Source organism: Sulfurospirillum deleyianum DSM 6946 (assembly GCF_000024885.1).
GTDB lineage: Bacteria > Campylobacterota > Campylobacteria > Campylobacterales > Sulfurospirillaceae > Sulfurospirillum > Sulfurospirillum deleyianum.
Window position 1 is genome coordinate 1,814,523 of the sequence record NC_013512.1, and the last position, 18,252, is coordinate 1,832,774.

At 37.9% G+C, this 18,252-nt stretch carries 19 protein-coding genes; 5 read left to right on the forward strand and 14 right to left on the reverse strand.

What is annotated here, in order from left to right:
* Window positions 1-2 precede the first annotated feature (2 nt).
* The 14 genes from SDEL_RS09045 to SDEL_RS09110 form a co-directional block, all read right to left on the reverse strand.
* Entirely contained in the window at window positions 3-890 is an 888-nt protein-coding gene (locus SDEL_RS09045; RefSeq protein WP_012857552.1) for an alpha-1,2-fucosyltransferase, read from the reverse strand.
* A complete protein-coding gene (locus SDEL_RS09050; RefSeq protein WP_012857553.1) occupies window positions 887-2,050 on the reverse strand; it encodes a DegT/DnrJ/EryC1/StrS family aminotransferase in 1,164 nt (387 codons plus the stop codon). The genes SDEL_RS09045 and SDEL_RS09050 overlap by 4 nt, the downstream gene beginning before the upstream one ends.
* On the reverse strand, window positions 2,040-2,972 hold the full coding sequence (locus SDEL_RS09055; protein WP_012857554.1) for a GDP-L-fucose synthase family protein: 933 nt from the start codon (window positions 2,970-2,972) through the stop codon (window positions 2,040-2,042). The genes SDEL_RS09050 and SDEL_RS09055 overlap by 11 nt, the downstream gene beginning before the upstream one ends.
* A 12-nt stretch (window positions 2,973-2,984) precedes the next feature.
* Window positions 2,985-4,103 (reverse strand): GDP-mannose 4,6-dehydratase, encoded by a 1,119-nt coding sequence (gene gmd, locus SDEL_RS09060; RefSeq protein WP_012857555.1) that lies wholly within the window; start codon window positions 4,101-4,103, stop codon window positions 2,985-2,987.
* A complete protein-coding gene (locus SDEL_RS09065; protein WP_012857556.1) occupies window positions 4,100-5,431 on the reverse strand; it encodes a mannose-1-phosphate guanylyltransferase/mannose-6-phosphate isomerase in 1,332 nt (443 codons plus the stop codon). Before SDEL_RS09065 ends, gmd begins: the two co-directional genes overlap by 4 nt.
* Window positions 5,424-6,485, reverse strand: coding sequence for an NAD-dependent epimerase (locus tag SDEL_RS09070; RefSeq protein WP_012857557.1), 1,062 nt, complete (start codon window positions 6,483-6,485; stop codon window positions 5,424-5,426). Before SDEL_RS09070 ends, SDEL_RS09065 begins: the two co-directional genes overlap by 8 nt.
* A complete protein-coding gene (gene galE, locus SDEL_RS09075; protein ID WP_012857558.1) occupies window positions 6,485-7,510 on the reverse strand; it encodes a UDP-glucose 4-epimerase GalE in 1,026 nt (341 codons plus the stop codon). Before galE ends, SDEL_RS09070 begins: the two co-directional genes overlap by 1 nt.
* Window positions 7,510-7,845, reverse strand: a complete 336-nt coding sequence (locus tag SDEL_RS09080) for a MarR family EPS-associated transcriptional regulator (RefSeq protein WP_012857559.1) — start codon at window positions 7,843-7,845, stop codon at window positions 7,510-7,512. Before SDEL_RS09080 ends, galE begins: the two co-directional genes overlap by 1 nt.
* Window positions 7,846-7,960: 115 nt before the next feature.
* Complete coding sequence (locus tag SDEL_RS09085; RefSeq protein WP_012857560.1) at window positions 7,961-9,130, reverse strand: nucleotide sugar dehydrogenase; 1,170 nt, start codon at window positions 9,128-9,130, stop codon at window positions 7,961-7,963.
* Window positions 9,131-9,143: 13 nt separating this feature from the next.
* The gene (locus SDEL_RS09090; RefSeq protein ID WP_012857561.1) at window positions 9,144-9,959 is read right to left on the reverse strand and encodes a DNA ligase; all 816 of its coding nucleotides are present in this window, start codon (window positions 9,957-9,959) and stop codon (window positions 9,144-9,146) included.
* Window positions 9,959-10,975 (reverse strand): dTDP-glucose 4,6-dehydratase, encoded by a 1,017-nt coding sequence (gene rfbB, locus SDEL_RS09095; protein WP_012857562.1) that lies wholly within the window; start codon window positions 10,973-10,975, stop codon window positions 9,959-9,961. Before rfbB ends, SDEL_RS09090 begins: the two co-directional genes overlap by 1 nt.
* Window positions 10,972-11,835 (reverse strand): glucose-1-phosphate thymidylyltransferase RfbA, encoded by an 864-nt coding sequence (rfbA, locus tag SDEL_RS09100; protein ID WP_012857563.1) that lies wholly within the window; start codon window positions 11,833-11,835, stop codon window positions 10,972-10,974. Before rfbA ends, rfbB begins: the two co-directional genes overlap by 4 nt.
* Window positions 11,836-11,837: 2 nt before the next feature.
* Window positions 11,838-13,208, reverse strand: coding sequence for a phosphomannomutase/phosphoglucomutase (locus SDEL_RS09105; protein ID WP_012857564.1), 1,371 nt, complete (start codon window positions 13,206-13,208; stop codon window positions 11,838-11,840).
* A complete protein-coding gene (locus tag SDEL_RS09110; protein ID WP_012857565.1) occupies window positions 13,205-13,993 on the reverse strand; it encodes a 3'-5' exonuclease in 789 nt (262 codons plus the stop codon). Before SDEL_RS09110 ends, SDEL_RS09105 begins: the two co-directional genes overlap by 4 nt.
* A gap of 70 nt (window positions 13,994-14,063) precedes the next feature.
* Between SDEL_RS09110 and SDEL_RS09115 the strand changes: the two genes are divergently transcribed.
* Genes SDEL_RS09115 through SDEL_RS09135 form a run of 5 tightly spaced genes read left to right on the forward strand, consistent with a single transcriptional unit; the run spans window position 14,064 to window position 18,239 of the window.
* Window positions 14,064-14,822 (forward strand): lipopolysaccharide kinase InaA family protein, encoded by a 759-nt coding sequence (locus tag SDEL_RS09115; RefSeq protein ID WP_012857566.1) that lies wholly within the window; start codon window positions 14,064-14,066, stop codon window positions 14,820-14,822.
* Window positions 14,812-15,534, forward strand: a complete 723-nt coding sequence (locus SDEL_RS09120) for a polysaccharide deacetylase family protein (protein ID WP_012857567.1) — start codon at window positions 14,812-14,814, stop codon at window positions 15,532-15,534. Before SDEL_RS09115 ends, SDEL_RS09120 begins: the two co-directional genes overlap by 11 nt.
* Complete coding sequence (locus SDEL_RS09125) at window positions 15,531-16,289, forward strand: glycosyltransferase family 2 protein (RefSeq protein ID WP_012857568.1); 759 nt, start codon at window positions 15,531-15,533, stop codon at window positions 16,287-16,289. Before SDEL_RS09120 ends, SDEL_RS09125 begins: the two co-directional genes overlap by 4 nt.
* The gene (locus tag SDEL_RS09130; RefSeq protein WP_012857569.1) at window positions 16,286-17,329 is read left to right on the forward strand and encodes a hypothetical protein; all 1,044 of its coding nucleotides are present in this window, start codon (window positions 16,286-16,288) and stop codon (window positions 17,327-17,329) included. The genes SDEL_RS09125 and SDEL_RS09130 overlap by 4 nt, the downstream gene beginning before the upstream one ends.
* Entirely contained in the window at window positions 17,313-18,239 is a 927-nt protein-coding gene (locus tag SDEL_RS09135; RefSeq protein WP_012857570.1) for a glycosyltransferase family 9 protein, read from the forward strand. The genes SDEL_RS09130 and SDEL_RS09135 overlap by 17 nt, the downstream gene beginning before the upstream one ends.
* Window positions 18,240-18,252: the final 13 nt, after the last annotated feature.

An 18,252-nucleotide genomic window follows, 5' to 3' on the forward strand; every position in this document is an offset into this window, starting at 1 on the left:
TTTTATCTAATTATTGTAAAATTATCTTGTTCAAGGGAATTAAGAATATTTATATTTATTCTATCGTCATTAACCCATGTCTGAGGAACTATAATCATCTTATCTTTATTTTGGTTAAGCCAACCTGCCATTAAACTGAATCCACTATTTGCTGTTATTCCATGTTTGCAATATGACATTAATAACAAATCTTCAAAATTCTGATTTTTTTCCATAAATCTACAAGACTCGTTTATTACGAAATTTTTTTTTACCCATAATATGTCATCTGAAAAAATATAAAAAATTGGATTGTCTATTTTTTCTTTTACAATTTGAATTGCTTTATAATAATAATCCAAACTACACTTTGCATGAAAAGCTGCAGCATTTTTATTTGAAAGATAATCACCTCTCCTAATATGAAGAAAAACTGAATTATCACTTGATTTTAATTCTTTTATTGTATTTTGAATATTAATGCTTGATCCTCTTTTTAACGTTAACTCATTTTTTATAGTATCTTGATAATCTTCAAAATATTTAAATCCATTCCATTCTCCATCTAAATAAATATCTGATTTTAATTTATGAAAATCAGATATTGAGATAAAACTTTTATTAATGTAACTCTTTTTATAAATTCTTATTGAAAAAAATTTTTCTATCTTTCTAGCAATTCTATTAAATAAATTATTGCCTTTCAATTTCTTTATTTCACTTACTGTTGCAATAGTAGCATTTATATTAAAATAATCCAGTTGATATTCCCAAGGCGTATCACTTTTTGGATTATCAAACCATGTTAAATCTAATTTCAAAGGAACATTATATTTTAAAGATAAAACACGTCCTAATGCATATTTATGCATTTGACTAGTTAATCCACCCATAATTTTAATTATTATCATTTTAATACTTTATATAAATTTTTAATCTCATCTTCTAAACTTATCTGATGATTCCCAACAAACAATCCATTTTCATGCAAATAATCAGCATTTTTGAGTTCACTATGTATCTCATAATCAAAATATTTCATAACATCATTTCTTGTGAAATTCCCAGTTACTATTGGTCTACAATCTATTTTAGCTTCCATAAGTTTTTTTACTACATCTACTCGTTTTAATTTTGAATTTGGTTTAATGATAAATGAAAATCCAAACCAAGAACTATTACAAATATCTTTTTGAATAATAAAATCAGGATGATTTGAAAACAACTCTTGAAACAATTTTGCATTTTCTCTTCTTTTAGCTAAAAAGTTTGGAAGTTTTTTAAGTTGTTCTATTCCTATTGCGCCACTCATCTCTACTGGTCGAACATTGTACCCTGGTAGTACAAACCTAAATGACTCTTCAAACCAATTATCACTTTTAGTACATACTTTATTTTCTTTTGGAAGATTTCTAGTCCATCCATGAGCTCTTAAAGAGAGTAATATATGATAAAGTTCTTCATCATCTGTTACCACAAATCCACCTTCCATCGTAGACATATGATGAGAAAAGAAAGTTGAAAATGTTCCCATGATTCCAAATGTACCGGCTTGTTTACCTTTATATTCTGCGCCCATAGATTCACAGTTATCTTCTAAAACGATAATATCTTTATCTTTTGTCATCTCGAAAATTTTATCAAAATCATTTGGATTACCTAAAAGATTTACTACCATAATCATTTTTGTATTTTCACTAATTGCTTCTTTTAAGGCATCTAAGTCATAATTCAAAGTTTCTAAATCTATATCTACAAACTTTAATTTTAATCCATATTGATGTAATGGATAGTATGTAGTTGACCATGAAACAGCAGGAACTATGACTTCATCACCTCGCTTAAGCTTTGGATTTTTTGTATAAAAAAGTGCTGCTGTTGCTATTAAGTTTGCAGTTGAACCTGAGCTTACCATAACTGCATATTTACTTCCAGTAAATTGGCAAAAATCTTTCTCAAACTGTGCAACACTTTCACCCATAGTGTACATATCTCTATTTATTACATTTTGAATTGCTTCTAACTCTTTTTCATCCCATGTTGATGTTGCTAACGGATAGCTATTTGTCATTTAATACCTCTTTTAAGTAATATTCATATGTTTTTTTGATTCCATCTTTTAAAGATATTTTATATTTCCAACCAAAGTTTTTAAGTTTAGTATCATCAATAAGCTTTTGTTTCATTCCAACAGGCTGTGATAAGTCATGCACAAATTCACCCTCAAAACCAATAACTTCTGCTATAACTTTATAATATTCATTTATAGTATAGTCATGTCCTAAACCTACATTTATATTTTGTGGTATAGATTCGAAGTTTTCAAGTGCAAAGTATGTAAAATCTGCTAAATCCTCAGCATACATAAATTCTCTTCTTGCTTCTCCATCACCCCAAATATCTAAGGTAGCTTCATTGTTCATTTTTGCTTCATGTATTTTTTTTATTACTGCTGGAAGCATATGAGAATGTTTTGGGTCAAACTTATCATATCTTCCATAAAGGTTACATGGTATGATCGTTTTATAGTGAAATTCTTTATTCTCTTTATTAATATATTCACAAAGTCTAGTGGATGTCACTTTTGCTATTGCATAACCCTCATTTGTTGGTTCAAGTTCACCTTTAAGTATCAACTCTTCCCCTAATGGATTTTTGGCATATCGTGGATACATACAAGAACTACTCATATTGATGAATTTTGTAATTCTAGCTTCATAAGAAGCCATGATGATATTTAGTCCCATTTGAGTATTTTGCACTAAAAAATCAACAGGATGAGCCATATTAGCTTGAATGCCACCAACTCTCCCAGCACAGTGAATTACAACATCTGGCTTATTTATTTTTAGATACATCTCAACTGAATTTTTATCCAAAAGATTAAGCTCTTTACTTGATGGTGTTAAGAGAATATAGTTTTTTGACTTTTCAAACTCTACTATATTTTTCCCAACCATGCCACTTGAACCAGTTATTAATATTTTTTGCATATTTACGAAATCCTACTCAAAGTAACTCATGATTTTATAGCCACCCTCTTTAAGATAAACATCTTTTGTCATCAGTTTTAGGTCACTTTTCATCATATCTTCGACTAGGTTTTGAAGATTGTATTCTCTATTCCATCCTAGTTTTTGTTCTGCTTTACTTGGATCACCCAAAAGAAGATCAACTTCAGTTGGTCTAAAGTAGCGAGGATCAACCGCTACAACTTCTTTGCCTATTGCTACCTGATATTCTGGGTTCATGCAGGCTTTAACAACACCCACTTCATTCACACCCTCGCCCCTAAACTCTAACTCAATGCCACAATACCCAAATGCCATACGTACAAAATCACGCACCATTGTTGTTTGACCTGTTGCGATCACCCAGTCTTCTGGCTCATCGGCTTGAAGAATCATCCACATCATACGCACATAATCTTTCGCATGACCCCAATCACGTTTAGCATCGAGATTTCCAAGATAGAGTTTATCTTGTAAACCAAGAGCAATCTTTGAAGCGGCTCTTGTAATTTTACGTGTAACAAATGTCTCGCCACGTACGGGACTCTCATGGTTAAAAAGTATGCCATTGCACGCAAACATCCCATAAGCTTCTCGGTAATTAACCGTGATCCAGTAGGCATACATCTTCGCAACCGCATAAGGGCTTCTTGGGTAAAAAGGCGTCGTCTCTTTTTGTGGGGTTTCTTGTACTTTACCGTACAGTTCACTGGTACTAGCTTGATAAATTTTTGTCTTTTTTTCTAACCCCAATAAACGAACCGCTTCTAAAATTCTAAGGGTTCCTGTACCATCTGCATTAGCAACATACTCAGGTGTTTCAAAGCTCACATGTACATGACTCATTGCAGCTAAGTTATAAATCTCATCAGGCTGTGTTTCTTGAATAATGCGTGTTAGATTCATACTATCGGTCATATCACCATGATGTAAAAAGAGTTTGATATCTTTTTCATGAGGATCTTGGTAAAGATGGTCTATTCTATCCGTATTAAACAAAGAACTTCTTCTTTTTAAACCATGAACAATGTACCCTTTTTTAAGCAAAAACTCTGCTAAGTAACTTCCATCTTGTCCTGTAATGCCTGTAATTAATGCTACTTTTTGACTCATATATTTTCCCTTTTAAAATCATCTTCAATTCTAACAATATCATCTTCACCCGTGTAACTTCCCACTTGCGCTTCAATGAGTACAATAGGAATTTTACCTTGATTTTCAAGTCGATGAATTTCACCCGCTCTAATATAGGTTGATTCATTTTCTCTTACCATATAACTTTTATCTTCTACGCTCACCGTTGCGGTACCACTGACGACTATCCAATGTTCATTGCGATGAAAATGCTTTTGAAGACTCAGTCTTTTACCAGGTTTTACTATAATTTTTTTAATTTTATAGCCTGGTTTATCTTCTAAAACGCTGTACGTCCCCCATGGTCGATGCACGGTTGCATGAGTTTTTGTAAGTTCAATATTCTCTTTTTTAAGACATCCTACAATCTCTTTGACTTTTTGAGAACTTCCCTTTTGACTAATTAAAAGCGCATCTTCCGTATCAATAACAATTAAGTCCTGCACATCAATCAAACTGACGTGTTTATGGGAAAGAATAAAATTATTCGCTTCATCATTACTCAGTTCATTGGAGAGGGCATCAAAGCTTCCGACATCACTCCAGCCAATATCACTAGGAATCACTTTAACTTTTTGACTCTTTTCCATCACTGCATAATCAATGCTATCTTCAGGAATTACCAGCATATCCTCATGGTGTATACGAATCATCCCATCGTATTTTGCATGTTCATAAGCTTTTTTACATGTAAGAAAAATTTCTGGTGAATAGATTTCAAGCTCTTCTAAAAAAGTACCTGCTTTAAAACAAAACATTCCACTGTTCCAGTAGTAATTCCCTGCTTTTATATAGGCTTCTGCCGTTATACTATCTGGTTTTTCATGAAAGGCTTTCACCTCTTCACCATTGGCTTCAATGTAGCCAAAGCCTATTTCAGCAAAAATTGGTTGAATGCCAAAGGTAACCAAAAAGCCCTTTTCTGCAAGAACAATCGCTCTATTCACCGCATTTTCATACGCTATTTGATCTTTAATGAGATGATCACTGGGGGTAACCAGTACAACTTCATTGGGATCTAAAGCCATGCACGCTAACGCAATTGCAGGAGCAGTATTTCTACCAATAGGCTCTAATAAATAGCGATTATGGAGGCTGTTCAGCTCTTCAAGTTGATCGAGTGCTAAAAAATATTGTTCACTGTTGGAAACAATAAACTGTTCATTACACAGTTGACTGTTACGTTTTATAGTTAATTGAAAGAGGGATTGACCATCAAACAACTTGACAAATTGTTTTGGCATAAGAGTACGACTTAATGGCCAAAGCCTTGTTCCACTTCCGCCACACAAGATGATATTAATCATTTTTTACTCCATAAAATTCTCTATACCACTTCACAAATCTCTCAATTCCTACTTCAAGTGAAGTATCAGGCTTATACCCAAAATCATTGATAAGATCACTCACATCTGCATAAGTAGAAACGACATCACCATCTTGCATATCCATGAAATTTTGTACTGCTTCTTTTCCTATAGCAATTTCTAGCGTTTTTATAAAATCTAGTAGCTGCACAGGAGAGTTATTTCCGATATTATAGATTCTATATGGTGCGTTAGATATAGATGAATCAGGATTGTTTGCATCGAATTTATCTGATGGTTTAGCTGGATTGTCTATCACTTTGACAATACCATCTACGATATCACCTATATAAGTAAAGTCTCTACTCATATTTCCGTGGTTAAATACTTTTATAGGTCTGTCGTTAAATATAGCATCTGCAAAAAGCATAGGAGCCATATCGGGCCGTCCCATCTCCCCATAAACAGTAAAAAACCGCAATCCCGTACACGAGATATTATACAAATGAGCATAAGTGTGTGCCATCATCTCGTTTGATTTTTTAGTAGCAGCGTAGAGACTTATAGGATGGTCTGTGTGGTCACTTGTTTTAAAAGGTTGTGATTTATTTAATCCATATACAGAAGAACTAGAAGCATAACATAAATTTTTAACACCATAATTTCTACACGCTTCTAAGATATTTAAAAATCCCACTACATTTGATTGGATATAGGCATGGGGATTTTCCAGTGAGTATCTCACTCCCGCTTGCGCGGCTAAGTTACATACTGCATCGAATTTTTCTGATTCAAAAAGTTTATTTATAGTTTCACTATCGTCAAGATTGACTTTAATAAATTGATGCTTAGGATAAGTTGTTGAACCAAGCAATTTATTGTCTTTTACTTCATTTTTATGGATTCCTAATTCTGCTAATCTTGCATATTTTAGATTTACATCATAGTAGTCATTGATGTTATCAACTCCTACGACTTCATCACCCCGTTCTAGAAGTTTTTTAGCTAAGTGATAGCCTATAAATCCTGCCGTTCCCGTCACTAAGATTTTCATTAAAAACCATACCCATTTGGATTATTTGACTGCCATCTCCAACTATCTTCACACATCTGTTCTAGGGTTCTTTTTGCTTCCCAGCCAAGAATTTCTTTTGCATAAGCAGGATTTGCATAGCACTTTGCGATATCCCCTATTCTTCGTCCACATAGTCTATAAGGTACTTCTTTGCCACTCGCTTTTTCAAAGGCTTTCACTACATCAAGAACACTATAGCCTTTACCTGTACCTATGTTCGTAATTAGTAGTTTGATATTATCTAATTGTTTATTTAAATAGTCTATTGCTTTTACATGAGCATTTGCTAAATCCACAACATGGATATAATCTCTCACTCCTGTGCCATCATGTGTATCATAATCACTTCCAAATACAGATAAATATTCTCTTTTCCCTACCGCAACTTGCGAAATAAATGGCATAAGATTATTTGGCATACCATTTGGATCTTCACCTATAGTACCACTTTCATGTGCACCTACAGGATTAAAATATCTGAGTATTACTATTTGAAAAGAGTTATCTGATATATATAAATCTTCTAAAATTCTTTCAATTATATATTTACTAGTTCCATATGGATTTGTAGTAGCACCCACTGGAAAATGTTCAACGATTGGAGTAGTAGTAGGATCACCATATACTGTAGCTGAGGAGCTAAATACTATCTTTTTACAATCAAACTTTTTCATCATCTCAAGAAGATTTAAAGTTCCTACTACGTTATTATCATAATATTGAAGTGGCTTAGCAACACTTTCACCCACCGCCTTAAGCCCTGCAAAATGAATAACAGAGTCAATAGAGTAAGTTAAAAACACTTCTTTTAATTTTTGAGTATTTCTTACATCACCTTCTATAAAAGTTACCTCTTTATCGATAATATTAGCTACTCTTTTAAGTGATTCTTTTGATGAATTTGATAAGTTATCATATACTACAAAGTCATAATTTGCATTAGCTAGTTCTATTAGGGTATGGCTTCCTATATAACCTGCCCCGCCTGTTATAAGTATTGCCATTATCGAGCCACACACTTTTGAGCATATTCATATTGCCCTTTATACGACTCCAGTTCTTTTTGTAGTTTGTCGTATTCTACTTTTTTTCTTTCTATAAATCTTTGAGTGATATCAATCTTTTCTTTAATACCTTTTTCAGTCAGTAGGTATTTGTATTGTAACTTTTTATCCGAATTAATAAATCTCTCTGCCTTAATAAGACCTTTTTCGATAAGCCCTCTAAGAACATAATTTATCTTTCCTACACTGTACCCAATTTCCTCCGCCAATACTTTATGAGAAATGACTCGACCCGTATTTTTTAAAATTTCTAACGTAATCTCATCGTGATTCAATTCATAACCTTTGATATAGCATTTGAAGTTTCAATAATATTGTATTCACACTTTGAATAGGATTAAATATTTTTAATTTTTTTGCCAAAAGATACCCAACAAATCCTACTATCCCTTAACTATCACTGTTGAAAATATCACGGGTATAAACTTTCTCTTTTACATCTTCAAGTTCATGGCTCATCCGATTGGCAATTATGACATCACACGATGACTTAAAATCATCCAAATTTTTTATCACAGAAGAGTGGTAAAAGCTCTCTTCTTTAATGCTAGGTTCATACACGACCACTTCAATGCCTTTAGCTTTTATACGCTTCATAATGCCTTGAATGGCTGAGCTTCTAAAATTATCACTGCCCTCTTTCATCACCAAACGATAAATGCCGACACGCTTTGGATTTTTTCTCAGCACGGAGTCTGCAATAAAATCTTTTCGTGTTGAGTTTGATTTCACAATCGCTTCAATGAGATTAGAAGGAACACTCGCATAATTGGCTAAAAGTTGTTTCGTATCTTTAGGCAGACAATACCCACCATAGCCAAAGCTAGGGTTATTGTAGTGAAGCCCAATGCGTGGGTCTAGCCCAACCCCTTCAATAATCTGTTTGGTATTTAAGCCATGTATCGCCGCATACGAATCCAACTCGTTAAAGTACGCCACACGCATTGCTAAGTAGGTATTGGCAAAAAGCTTAATCGCTTCGGCTTCCGTGCTATCGGTGAAGAGTTTTGGGATATCTTTCTTAATCGCACCCTCTTCAAGCAAGGACGCAAACACCTGAGCTCGCTCACTCTTTTCACCAACAATGATACGACTCGGATGCAAATTGTCATACAACGCTTTGCCCTCACGCAAAAATTCAGGAGAGAAGATGATATTATCGGTATTAAAACGCTCACGCAAGCTTTTCGTATAGCCCACAGGAATGGTTGATTTAATCACCATGGTCGCCTGAGGATTACATGTAAGAATATCCGCCACAACACTTTCGATGGATTTGGTGTTAAAATAGTTGCTCTCAGGGTCATAATCTGTGGGTGTTGCTATGATAATAAACGAAGCATCCCTATACGCTTCATGTTTATCTAACGTCCCTTTGAAATTTAATGATTTCGTTTTTAAATAGTCTTCTATTTCTTTATCTTCGATAGGAGAGATTTTAGCATTAATCATCTCAATTTTTTCAGGCACAATATCTAAAGCCACCACCTCATGATGTTGCGCTAACAAAATCCCATTTGAAAGTCCTACATACCCCGTTCCAACAATGGCTATTTTCATACTCTTTTACCTTTTACAAATCTTCTCTGATACGCACAAACACAGGAAAACGAGGTTTTCCATTTTTCGTTAACTCTTTATATTTATAGGTGATTCTTGCCCCAATGGCTGGGGGATTGTGCCTTTGTGTATCACTAAAACCAGAACCGATTTTAAAGACAACCCCTACATCATTTTTACATGTAAGTGAGCCCAAAACATCTTTGTATTTACCCTCACCTTTGTGATGAGAAAGGACACGACACTCAGCGTCATGAAAGGTCTTAACTTTCAGCGAATAGGCATCTCTAGTTGCCACATAAGGCATATTAGGATGGCGAATCACCACGCCCTCGCCTCCTGCCTTTTCAACTTCGTGTAAAAAGCGTTGAAGCTCATTTTCATCTTTACATGTAAACTGCGGAGCTATTTTTAAATAATCCACAGAATGCGAACTTAAATAATAATCCAACTTTGCTAAGCGTTTCGTTAATCCACCCCTTTCTTTAGGGACATCAAACGCATAAAAGGCAAGCTCTCTCCATCCCTCATGCGCCTCTTTTTGCATAACAATGGACTGAATGTGCTCAAAATCATCCCGCCTACTCCACAACTCACCATCCACCGCAAAAGGCGGAAAGTCCTTCGTAAACCATAAAGGAGCGGCAAAGAAGGTTCCGCCTCTGGAGATGAGCTTCTCCCCATCCCAGTAGGCTCTCACGCCATCCATTTTTTCACTCATCAGCCACCCTGAGATAGTTTGATCTTTATAGGTCTCTAACAGTAAAAGTTCAGGCTTGGCTCCCCAAACCAAAGATGTTAAAACGAAACAAAGCCAAACAAATCGCATTATGCCTCGTATTTATTTAGATACCACTCAATGGTTTTCACAATGCCACTCTCAAAATTCTCCTCAGCAACCCATCCCAGCTTTGTCTCGATTTTGCTCGCATCAATGGCGTAGCGTCTATCATGCCCCGCTCTATCTTCCACAAAACTGATTTGCTCTTTATACGCATGCTCTTTTGGCTTTAACGTATCGAGGATTTCACAGATTTTATGGGCAATGTAGAGATTATCTCGTTCATTTCTGCCACCAATATTATAGGTCTCACCAGAGATTCCATCATGAAAAACCAAATCAATTCCCTTACAGTGATCTTCCACATAGAGCCAATCACGAATGTTTTTACCATCCCCATAAATGGGAATGTTTTGATTTGAAAGTGCTTTTCGTATGATGGTGGGAATCAGTTTTTCATCGTGTTGTTTGGGGCCATAATTGTTAGAGCAGTTGGTTATCACGGTGTTCATTCCGTAGGTGTGATGGTACGCTCTCACAATCATATCCGAACTTGCTTTGGAAGCGGAGTATGGCGAATTAGGCGCATACGGGGTATTTTCAGTAAACAAACCCGTCTCACCCAATGTACCATAAACCTCATCGGTGGAAATATGATGAAACCTACATGTTTCATATCCCTCTTTTAACACAAAGGGTTTTTGCATCCACGCTTTGTACGCCACATCAAGCAGTGTAAAGGTACCCGTTACATTGGTTTCGACAAACACGCCAGGGTTTTTAATGGAGTTATCCACATGCGACTCAGCAGCAAAATGAATCACCCCTTGAATATCATACTGCTCAAACAACGATTCCACCAGCGCTCTATCGCAAATATCGCCTTGCACAAAGGTATGACGAGGATGGTGCTCTACTTCGCTAAGATTTTCTACATTACCTGCGTACGTTAAAAGGTCTAAATTGATGAGATGATACTCTGGATGCTCTGCTAAAAAGTAGGGAACAAAGTTTGAGCCAATGAAACCCGCACAGCCTGTTACTAAGATTGTTTTTTGACTCATTTCACCAAATCCTTGAGGTATTCACCATAACCATTTTTGCTCAGTGGTTTGGCAATTTCTAAGACACGCTCTTTATCAATCCAGCCGTAATTATAAGCAATCTCTTCTAAACAGGCGATTTTGTAGCCTTGACGTTTCTCAATGGTTTGCACAAACTGCCCTGCATCAAGCAAGCTATCGTGTGTGCCCGTATCGAGCCACGCAAAACCACGTCCTAAAACTTCTACATGTAAATCACCACGCTTCAAATACGCCTCATTGATGCTGGTAATTTCAAGCTCTCCTCGCTCACTTGGTTTCACATTTTTAGCAATTTCAATCACATCGTTATCGTAAAAGTAAAGCCCTGTGACTGCAAAATTCGATTTAGGATGAATCGGTTTTTCTTCGATGCTGATGGCTTTTTGGTTCTCATCAAATTCCACCACCCCAAAACGATGTGGGTCTTTGACTTGATAGCCAAAAACGACCGCTCCTTTTTCAAGCTTGGCAGAGTGCTGAAGCAAGGGGGTAAAGCCTTGACCGTAGAAGATATTATCGCCTAAAATCAAACAAATACTATCATCACCGATAAAGTCTTCTCCCAAAAGAAACGCTTGTGCGAGTCCATCGGGGCTGGGTTGAATTTTGTAAGAGAGTTGCACGCCCCACATGCTGCCATCGCCCAAAAGCTCTTCAAATTTACCAATATCCTGAGGTGTGGAGATAATGAGTATCTCACGAATCCCCGCTAGCATCAAAACGGAGAGCGGATAATAAATCATGGGTTTATCGTAGATGGGAAGCAGTTGTTTACTGATACTTTTGGTCACAGGATAGAGCCTTGTACCAGATCCACCTGCTAAGATAATCCCTTTCATGATTAGTGAAGCTCTGCTTTAGCTGTTGCTATAATTTCATTGAGTTTTCGCTCGTACAACTTTGCGTTTTCTTCATTGGTGGATTCAAAACGGGTGACCAGCACAGGTGTGGTGTTACTCGCCCTCACGAGTCCCCAACCATCATTAAAGATAACCCTCACGCCATCGACATCAACGATTTCTTTGATAAGCGGAAAATCTTTTGGAGGGTTTTTCAAAAGTTCTTTGACTTTTTCAACCAAAGGAAATTTATCGTTTTCATTGGTTTCTACTTTTAATTCTTCAGTCGAATAGACCACAGGAAGTTTTGCGATTTCGCCATCCACATCCAAGCCATTTTTAACAAGCTCTATCATACGAAGCGTGGCATAAATGGCATCATCGTAGCCAAAATAACGATCGTTAAAGAAAAGATGACCGCTCACTTCTGCCGCAAAGTCTGCATTGGTTTTTGCTATCATCACTTTGAGGTTACTATGCCCCGTTTTGTACATAATCGCCTTGCCTCTAGCGTTAATATCATCGTACATGATTTGAGAGCACTTCACTTCACCAATCACCGTTGGATTCTTCATCGCACGAGAAAAGAGAATCGCCATAATGTCGCCTTTGACATTGTTTTTCTTGGTTAAAAAGGCAATTCTATCCGCATCGCCATCGTAAGCGAATCCTAGCTCAAAGTCACCCTCTAGCTCGTTTTTAATGTCCCTCAGGTTTTTCTCCACCGTTGGGTCGGGATGGTGATTGGGGAACGTACCATCTGGGTCTACAAATAAACCTTTACATGTAAAGTTCAGTGCTTTAAAAATATCTTGCACCACAACCCCTGCTACACCGTTGCCACAGTCATACACAAACGGTTTCTCAAAGCCCTTTAAATGGTCAAACTCTTTAATCATATAAGCGATGTAACGCTCTTTGGCGTCAATAGCAATCGAGCTAAAATCATCCTCAACGTCCACGTCGTAATTTTGCATAATCTCACGACCCAAAGCATAAATATCTTCGCCAAAAAAAGGCTTTTTATCGATGGTAATTTTAAAGCCGTTGTATTCGCTGGGATTGTGTGAACCTGTAATCATAATAGAAGCATTAGGGGTGATACCATCGAAACTTTGAAAGTTACTAAAGTAGTTCACAGGCGTTGCCACTAAGCCCATATTGAGGACTTTACACCCTGCTTTATTTAAGCCACTGGTGAGGTATTCACATAAAATGGGGGAGTGAGAACGTGCGTCATAGCCAATGGAGACCACTTTGCCCACCTCCAAAATGCGCTTTCCTAAAAAATAGCCAATCAACTTGACCATCTGCTCATTAAGCTCTTTTTCGTAAATACCCCGAATGTCATACTCTCTAAAAATCGTTTTCAATGGTTCTCCTTGTATAATTCATCTTCGATGGCTATGCCAAACACGTCTGTGTAGGATTTGTCATGCTTCAAATTTTCCTGCATTGTAACCAAAGCTCGCTGATAATCCTCTATAATGAGGTTACCTTTGAGCAGTTCGTATTTCAAAAAAAGCCAGTAGGTATTGAGCACATCGCTCTCACAATACTCTTTGATTTTCTCAAGCTCACCTGCGTAAAAAAGTTCCATCACCTGATCACCATGGACATCATATTTTCCAGGAAGTCCCACCATCGCACAGACATGGTCTAACTTTAAGCCACGCACCGCACCAAATTCACACAAATGATCCATCACATCCACATGAAAACGATCTGAATAGCGTGAGCGGTAATTTTCCCATTTATTTTTACTCAGCTCCTTGTTTTCCACTTCAAAATAGGCGTTACATGTAAGGTTGTATTGCATCGCTCGAAGCATCAAAAGTGGCATATCAAAACTGCGCCCGTTAAAGCTCACCAGCTTTGGGTTGTGTTTGTTGATAAAGCCTAAAAAGTTCTTCACCATCTCAAACTCATTACGTCCCTCAATGCTACTCACCTTACGAAAGATGCCAAAATCATCCGCAATGACCGCCGAAATCGCCACGACTTTATGAAAAGGCAGAGGTAAAAATCCACTTCCACTCTTCTCCTCTTGCTCCTTAATAGCAAAGCGTGAAACCTCCTCATCACTCCCCTCATGCCCCAAAATCTTACGAATCAGCTCGCAATCAGGGATGGTTTCGATGTCAAATACACAAATCATAAAGTACCTTTTTAGATTTTTTAAAGTAAAATGAAGCAATTATATAGAAATTTTACACGGAACACATTGAATGCACACCCACCACTATGCTCTCTCACCACACTTTCAAAAATGCGATGCTTTCTTACAAACCATCAAAACGCATTTTAATGCAAGCTCTGAGAGTATTCATCGTGCTAGAAATGAATTAAAAATCTTACATGTAAACGACATGGAAGAAGCATTGGTGGTCAAATCCTTTAAAGTTCCCCGTGGCATTCAAAAATACTTTTACAGTTTTCTACGCCCTAGCAAAGCCAAAACCTCTTACACCCATGCCTGCATTCTTCAAGAAAAAGGCATTGAAACGCCTTCCCCTGTGGGCTACATTGAGTTTTTTGAAAAAGGGATTTTAAAAGAGAGCTTTTATGTCAGTGTGAAATGGCCGTATGACTTTACCATTCGAGAACCCCTTTTAAACAAAACCTTTCCCCTGCGTGAAGCTATTTTTAAGGCCTTTGCCCAGTTTGTCTATGCCTTACATGAGGCGCACATCACCCACAAAGACCTCTCCCCTGGCAATGTGTTGATTCAAAAAGAGGGATTAAAGTGCTGTGTGGTGGACATTAATCGTATGAGCTTTAAACCCCTAAGTTTCAAACAAAGAGCACACAATTTTGCCAAACTTTGGGCAAGCGATGAAGATTTAACCTTGATGCTTAGCCACTATGCCTCACTCGCACATCTTGATGTGGATGCCTTCATCCAAGAGGGACTTAAAGCCTCACGCTCACACAAAGCCAAAATTAACTTCAAAAAACGTCTGCGAGGGGTGAACGTTGTTGATTAACATTATGTACCATCACGCCAATAAAGAGGTTTTTAGCAATAGCGTAGAAATGCTTGAAGCGCATTTTGCTTACATTAAAGCGCATTTTACCTGCGTACTTCCAGGGGAGAATATCACGCAAACTTCAGTTTGTCTTACCTTTGATGATGGCTATTGTGATTTTTATTTTTTAGTCTATCCGCTCTTAAAAAAGTACCAACTCAAAGCGCTTTTAGCCTTCTCTAGTGCGTATCTCATTCCAAACAGTTCTCTTTTAGCAGAAGAGCGCATGGCATTTTCTCACCAAGAAGCCCACGCAAACTATAAAAAAGGGACATTTTGCACCATAGAAGAGATGAAAGAGATGATAGCCTCAGGGCACGTCATGGTAGCCTCTCATGCCCATTCGCATACCAATCTTTGCCTACCCAACACGGATATGGAGCTTGAAATTAAAACCTCTAAAAAACTCCTAGAAGAAGCCTTAGGCGTTGAAGTATCGAGTTTTGTTTTTCCTTTTGGTAAATACAATGCTGCCATTTTAGAGGAGACGCAAAAGCATTATCGCTTTATTTTTCGCATTGGTAACGCTTTGCAGAGCGATTTTTCAGGCATTCGAGGACTCAATTATCGCATCAACGGCGATGGCATGCAAACACCGCATGCGCTCTTTTGCCTTAAAAATCTCACGCTCTTTTGGCTCAAAGGCTTTTTCAAAAAGGTACTCGGATGAATCACATTTCCATTGTTATGATTGTTAAAAACGGTGCAAAAACGATTGAGCGCTCCCTTCAAAGCCTGCATGCTTTTGATGATGTCATCGTGTACGATAATGGCTCAAGCGATACAAGCAAAGAGATTGCCAAACCCTTTGGCAATGTGAGACTCATTGAGGGTGAGTTTAAAGGCTTTGGAGCTACAAAAAATCAAGCCGCTTCCTTTGCCAAACACGATTGGGTGCTGATTTTGGATGCTGATGAAGTGATTGACGCTTCTTTGTCGCAAGCACTCTTAAGCACACCCCTCGAAGATAAAACGGTTTATTCGCTTAACTTTTTAGCCTTTTACAAAGAATTCCCCATTTATCACTGTGGCTGGAACAATCAAAAAATTAAACGCCTCTACAACAAAACCATCACCCGTTTTAACGACAACTATGTGCATGAAAATATCATCGATGAGGGTTTACATGTAAAGAGTTTTGAGGGAGGAAACATTGAGCATTACAGCTACCTTAGCATTAGCGATTTTATCATCAAAGCCGATCGTTACTCTAGCCTTTTTGCCAATGATTTTGTGGGCAAAAAATCCTCCTCTCCCGCCAAAGCTTTTTTCAATGGCCTCTACTCCTTTTTGAGAACCTACATCCTCAAACGTGGCTTTTTAGATGGTTATCCAGGACTTATCATCTCCTTTTCGCACATGGTGACCAACTTTTACAAGTACATGAAACTCTACGAAGCCAACCGTGAAAGAGACGCACAGTGAAACCCCCGTTTTTTTGGGATGGCTACTCTGATCAGCCTCATGTTTTAAAGGATAAAGCCTATAAAAAGCGTATGCGGGCGTTACAGTGGAAGGAGTACCTCAAAACCTTTTTCACCGCTCTTTTTATACTGCCAGTAGCGTTTTTACACATGAAATTTCGCACACAAAAAGTAGCCAAAGCGTTTGATCTTGGTCTTTGTGTCAATTTAGACAAGGGTGAAGAGCAAATCGCTCTCGTGGAGGAGTTGGGAGTCAAGCATCTGCTCTGTCGTTTTCCACTTTGGGAGATGCAAAACATTGAAGCGTATGTGGCTTTTTTAAAGCGTTTTGGTGAGGATAAACACTGTGTGCTCTGCATCATGCAAGATAGAGAGCATATCGAAGATTTGGAACTTAGCGCTTTACATGTAAAAAGAGTTTTTGAGCTTTTTTCTCCTTTGGTGAGTGAATTTCAAATTGGCAATGCGATTAATCGTGCCAAATGGGGCTTTTTTAGCGTGGGAGAGTATTTGCGTTTTTATGCCTGCATACAAGCCCTTCGAGACAAAGAGTTTCCCAAACTATCTCTCTTAGGTCCTTCCATCATCGACTTTGAGTACCACTACACGGCTCGTGCCCTTTTTAATGGCTTTAATGTGCGTTTTGATAAACACACTTCACTTTTGTATGTGGACAGAAGGGGTGCACCTAGCAACACCCAGCTAGGCTTTAACACTTTAGATAAAATCAACCTGCTCTCCTCTTTGTGTGCGCTGAGCTCTAAAAGTAGCGATGATATTTACATTACCGAAGTGAACTGGCCACTTTCCAACACTGCTCCGTATGCGCCAACCAGCGAAAAAGAGTGCGTGAGTGAAAGCGACTACGCCACGTTTTTAAAAGCCTACATCCGTACCGCCAAAGAGAGTGGTAAGGTGCGTAAACTCTTTTGGCACCAACTGATTGCCCCTGGATACGGACTGGTCGATAACCGTGAGGGCATTCGAAAAAGGGAAGGCTTTTATGCCTTTAAAGAGGTCTTGCATGAAACTATTCATTGAAACGCCTGTATGGCTAGGCGATGCCATTATGGCAAGTGTAGCGATTAAAAATATTATTGAGCATTTTAAGGGAGCGGAGATTATTCTCTTTGGCTCCTTTGCGGCAATGGAAGTCTACAAAGCTTATGAGGGTGTAAGCTATGTCATTGTGGATGAGAGTAAAAAAAGTGCTAACCGTTGGGCATGGCTCTACAAAATGAGCAAAGAGGTTGGCAAATGCGACATCGCCCTCTCTTTTCGTAGACAATGGAGCACAAAATTTTTACTGCTGTGCCTGAGTGCCACACAGAAAATGCATTACAAACGGCTCTCAAAAGAGTCCATCCATCAAGTCAAACGCTACAACGATTTTGCCTCACATGCTTTACATGTAAACTTTCCGTTGGGCGATTTGTATCTGCCTTTTAAAGCGCATCGCTACGAAAAACAAACCCTAGGACTGAACCCTGGCGCAACCTATGGCAGTGCGAAACGCTGGTATCCTGAGGAGTTTGCCAAAGTGGCGATTGCCTTGCATGAACGCTATAACATTGTCATCTTTGGAGGGCCTAGCGAAGTTGAAATCGCCCACGAAATTGAAAATCTCATACGAGCACAGGGCATTGAAAATGTTGAAAATCTTGCAGGAAAAACCTCCATTAAAAGCTTGTGTGAGCACATCGGAGGAGTGGATCTTTTTATCACCAACGATAGCGGGCCTTTGCACATCGCAGCAGCCTACAAAGTCAAAACCATTGCCATTTTTGGACCAACCATTTGCACCGAAACACATGGCTGGAACAACCCGTATGAAACCATTGTAAAATTAAATCTCTCTTGTCAGCCCTGCATGAAACGCACCTGCCCTTTGGGTCACCATGCGTGCATGAAGGGCATTGATGCGGGGATGGTTTTATCTCATATTATCTAAATTTTAAAGGTAA

Bases quoted from the DNA above. Each gene is read 5' to 3' on its own strand.
- SDEL_RS09045 (WP_012857552.1), bottom strand. From the start codon at position 890: ATGATAATAATTAAAATTATGGGTGGATTAACTAGTCAAATGCATAAA.
- SDEL_RS09050 (WP_012857553.1), bottom strand. From the start codon at position 2,050: ATGACAAATAGCTATCCGTTAGCAACATCAACATGGGATGAAAAAGAG.
- SDEL_RS09055 (WP_012857554.1), bottom strand. From the start codon at position 2,972: ATGCAAAAAATATTAATAACTGGTTCAAGTGGCATGGTTGGGAAAAAT.
- gmd (WP_012857555.1), bottom strand. From the start codon at position 4,103: ATGAGTCAAAAAGTAGCATTAATTACAGGCATTACAGGACAAGATGGA.
- SDEL_RS09065 (WP_012857556.1), bottom strand. From the start codon at position 5,431: ATGATTAATATCATCTTGTGTGGCGGAAGTGGAACAAGGCTTTGGCCA.
- SDEL_RS09070 (WP_012857557.1), bottom strand. From the start codon at position 6,485: ATGAAAATCTTAGTGACGGGAACGGCAGGATTTATAGGCTATCACTTA.
- galE (WP_012857558.1), bottom strand. From the start codon at position 7,510: ATGGCAATACTTATAACAGGCGGGGCAGGTTATATAGGAAGCCATACC.
- SDEL_RS09085 (WP_012857560.1), bottom strand. From the start codon at position 9,130: ATGAAAATAGCCATTGTTGGAACGGGGTATGTAGGACTTTCAAATGGG.
- SDEL_RS09090 (WP_012857561.1), bottom strand. From the start codon at position 9,959: ATGCGATTTGTTTGGCTTTGTTTCGTTTTAACATCTTTGGTTTGGGGA.
- rfbB (WP_012857562.1), bottom strand. From the start codon at position 10,975: ATGAGTCAAAAAACAATCTTAGTAACAGGCTGTGCGGGTTTCATTGGC.
- rfbA (WP_012857563.1), bottom strand. From the start codon at position 11,835: ATGAAAGGGATTATCTTAGCAGGTGGATCTGGTACAAGGCTCTATCCT.
- SDEL_RS09110 (WP_012857565.1), bottom strand. From the start codon at position 13,993: ATGATTTGTGTATTTGACATCGAAACCATCCCTGATTGCGAGCTGATT.
- SDEL_RS09115 (WP_012857566.1), top strand. From the start codon at position 14,064: ATGCACACCCACCACTATGCTCTCTCACCACACTTTCAAAAATGCGAT.
- SDEL_RS09125 (WP_012857568.1), top strand. From the start codon at position 15,531: ATGAATCACATTTCCATTGTTATGATTGTTAAAAACGGTGCAAAAACG.
- SDEL_RS09135 (WP_012857570.1), top strand. From the start codon at position 17,313: ATGAAACTATTCATTGAAACGCCTGTATGGCTAGGCGATGCCATTATG.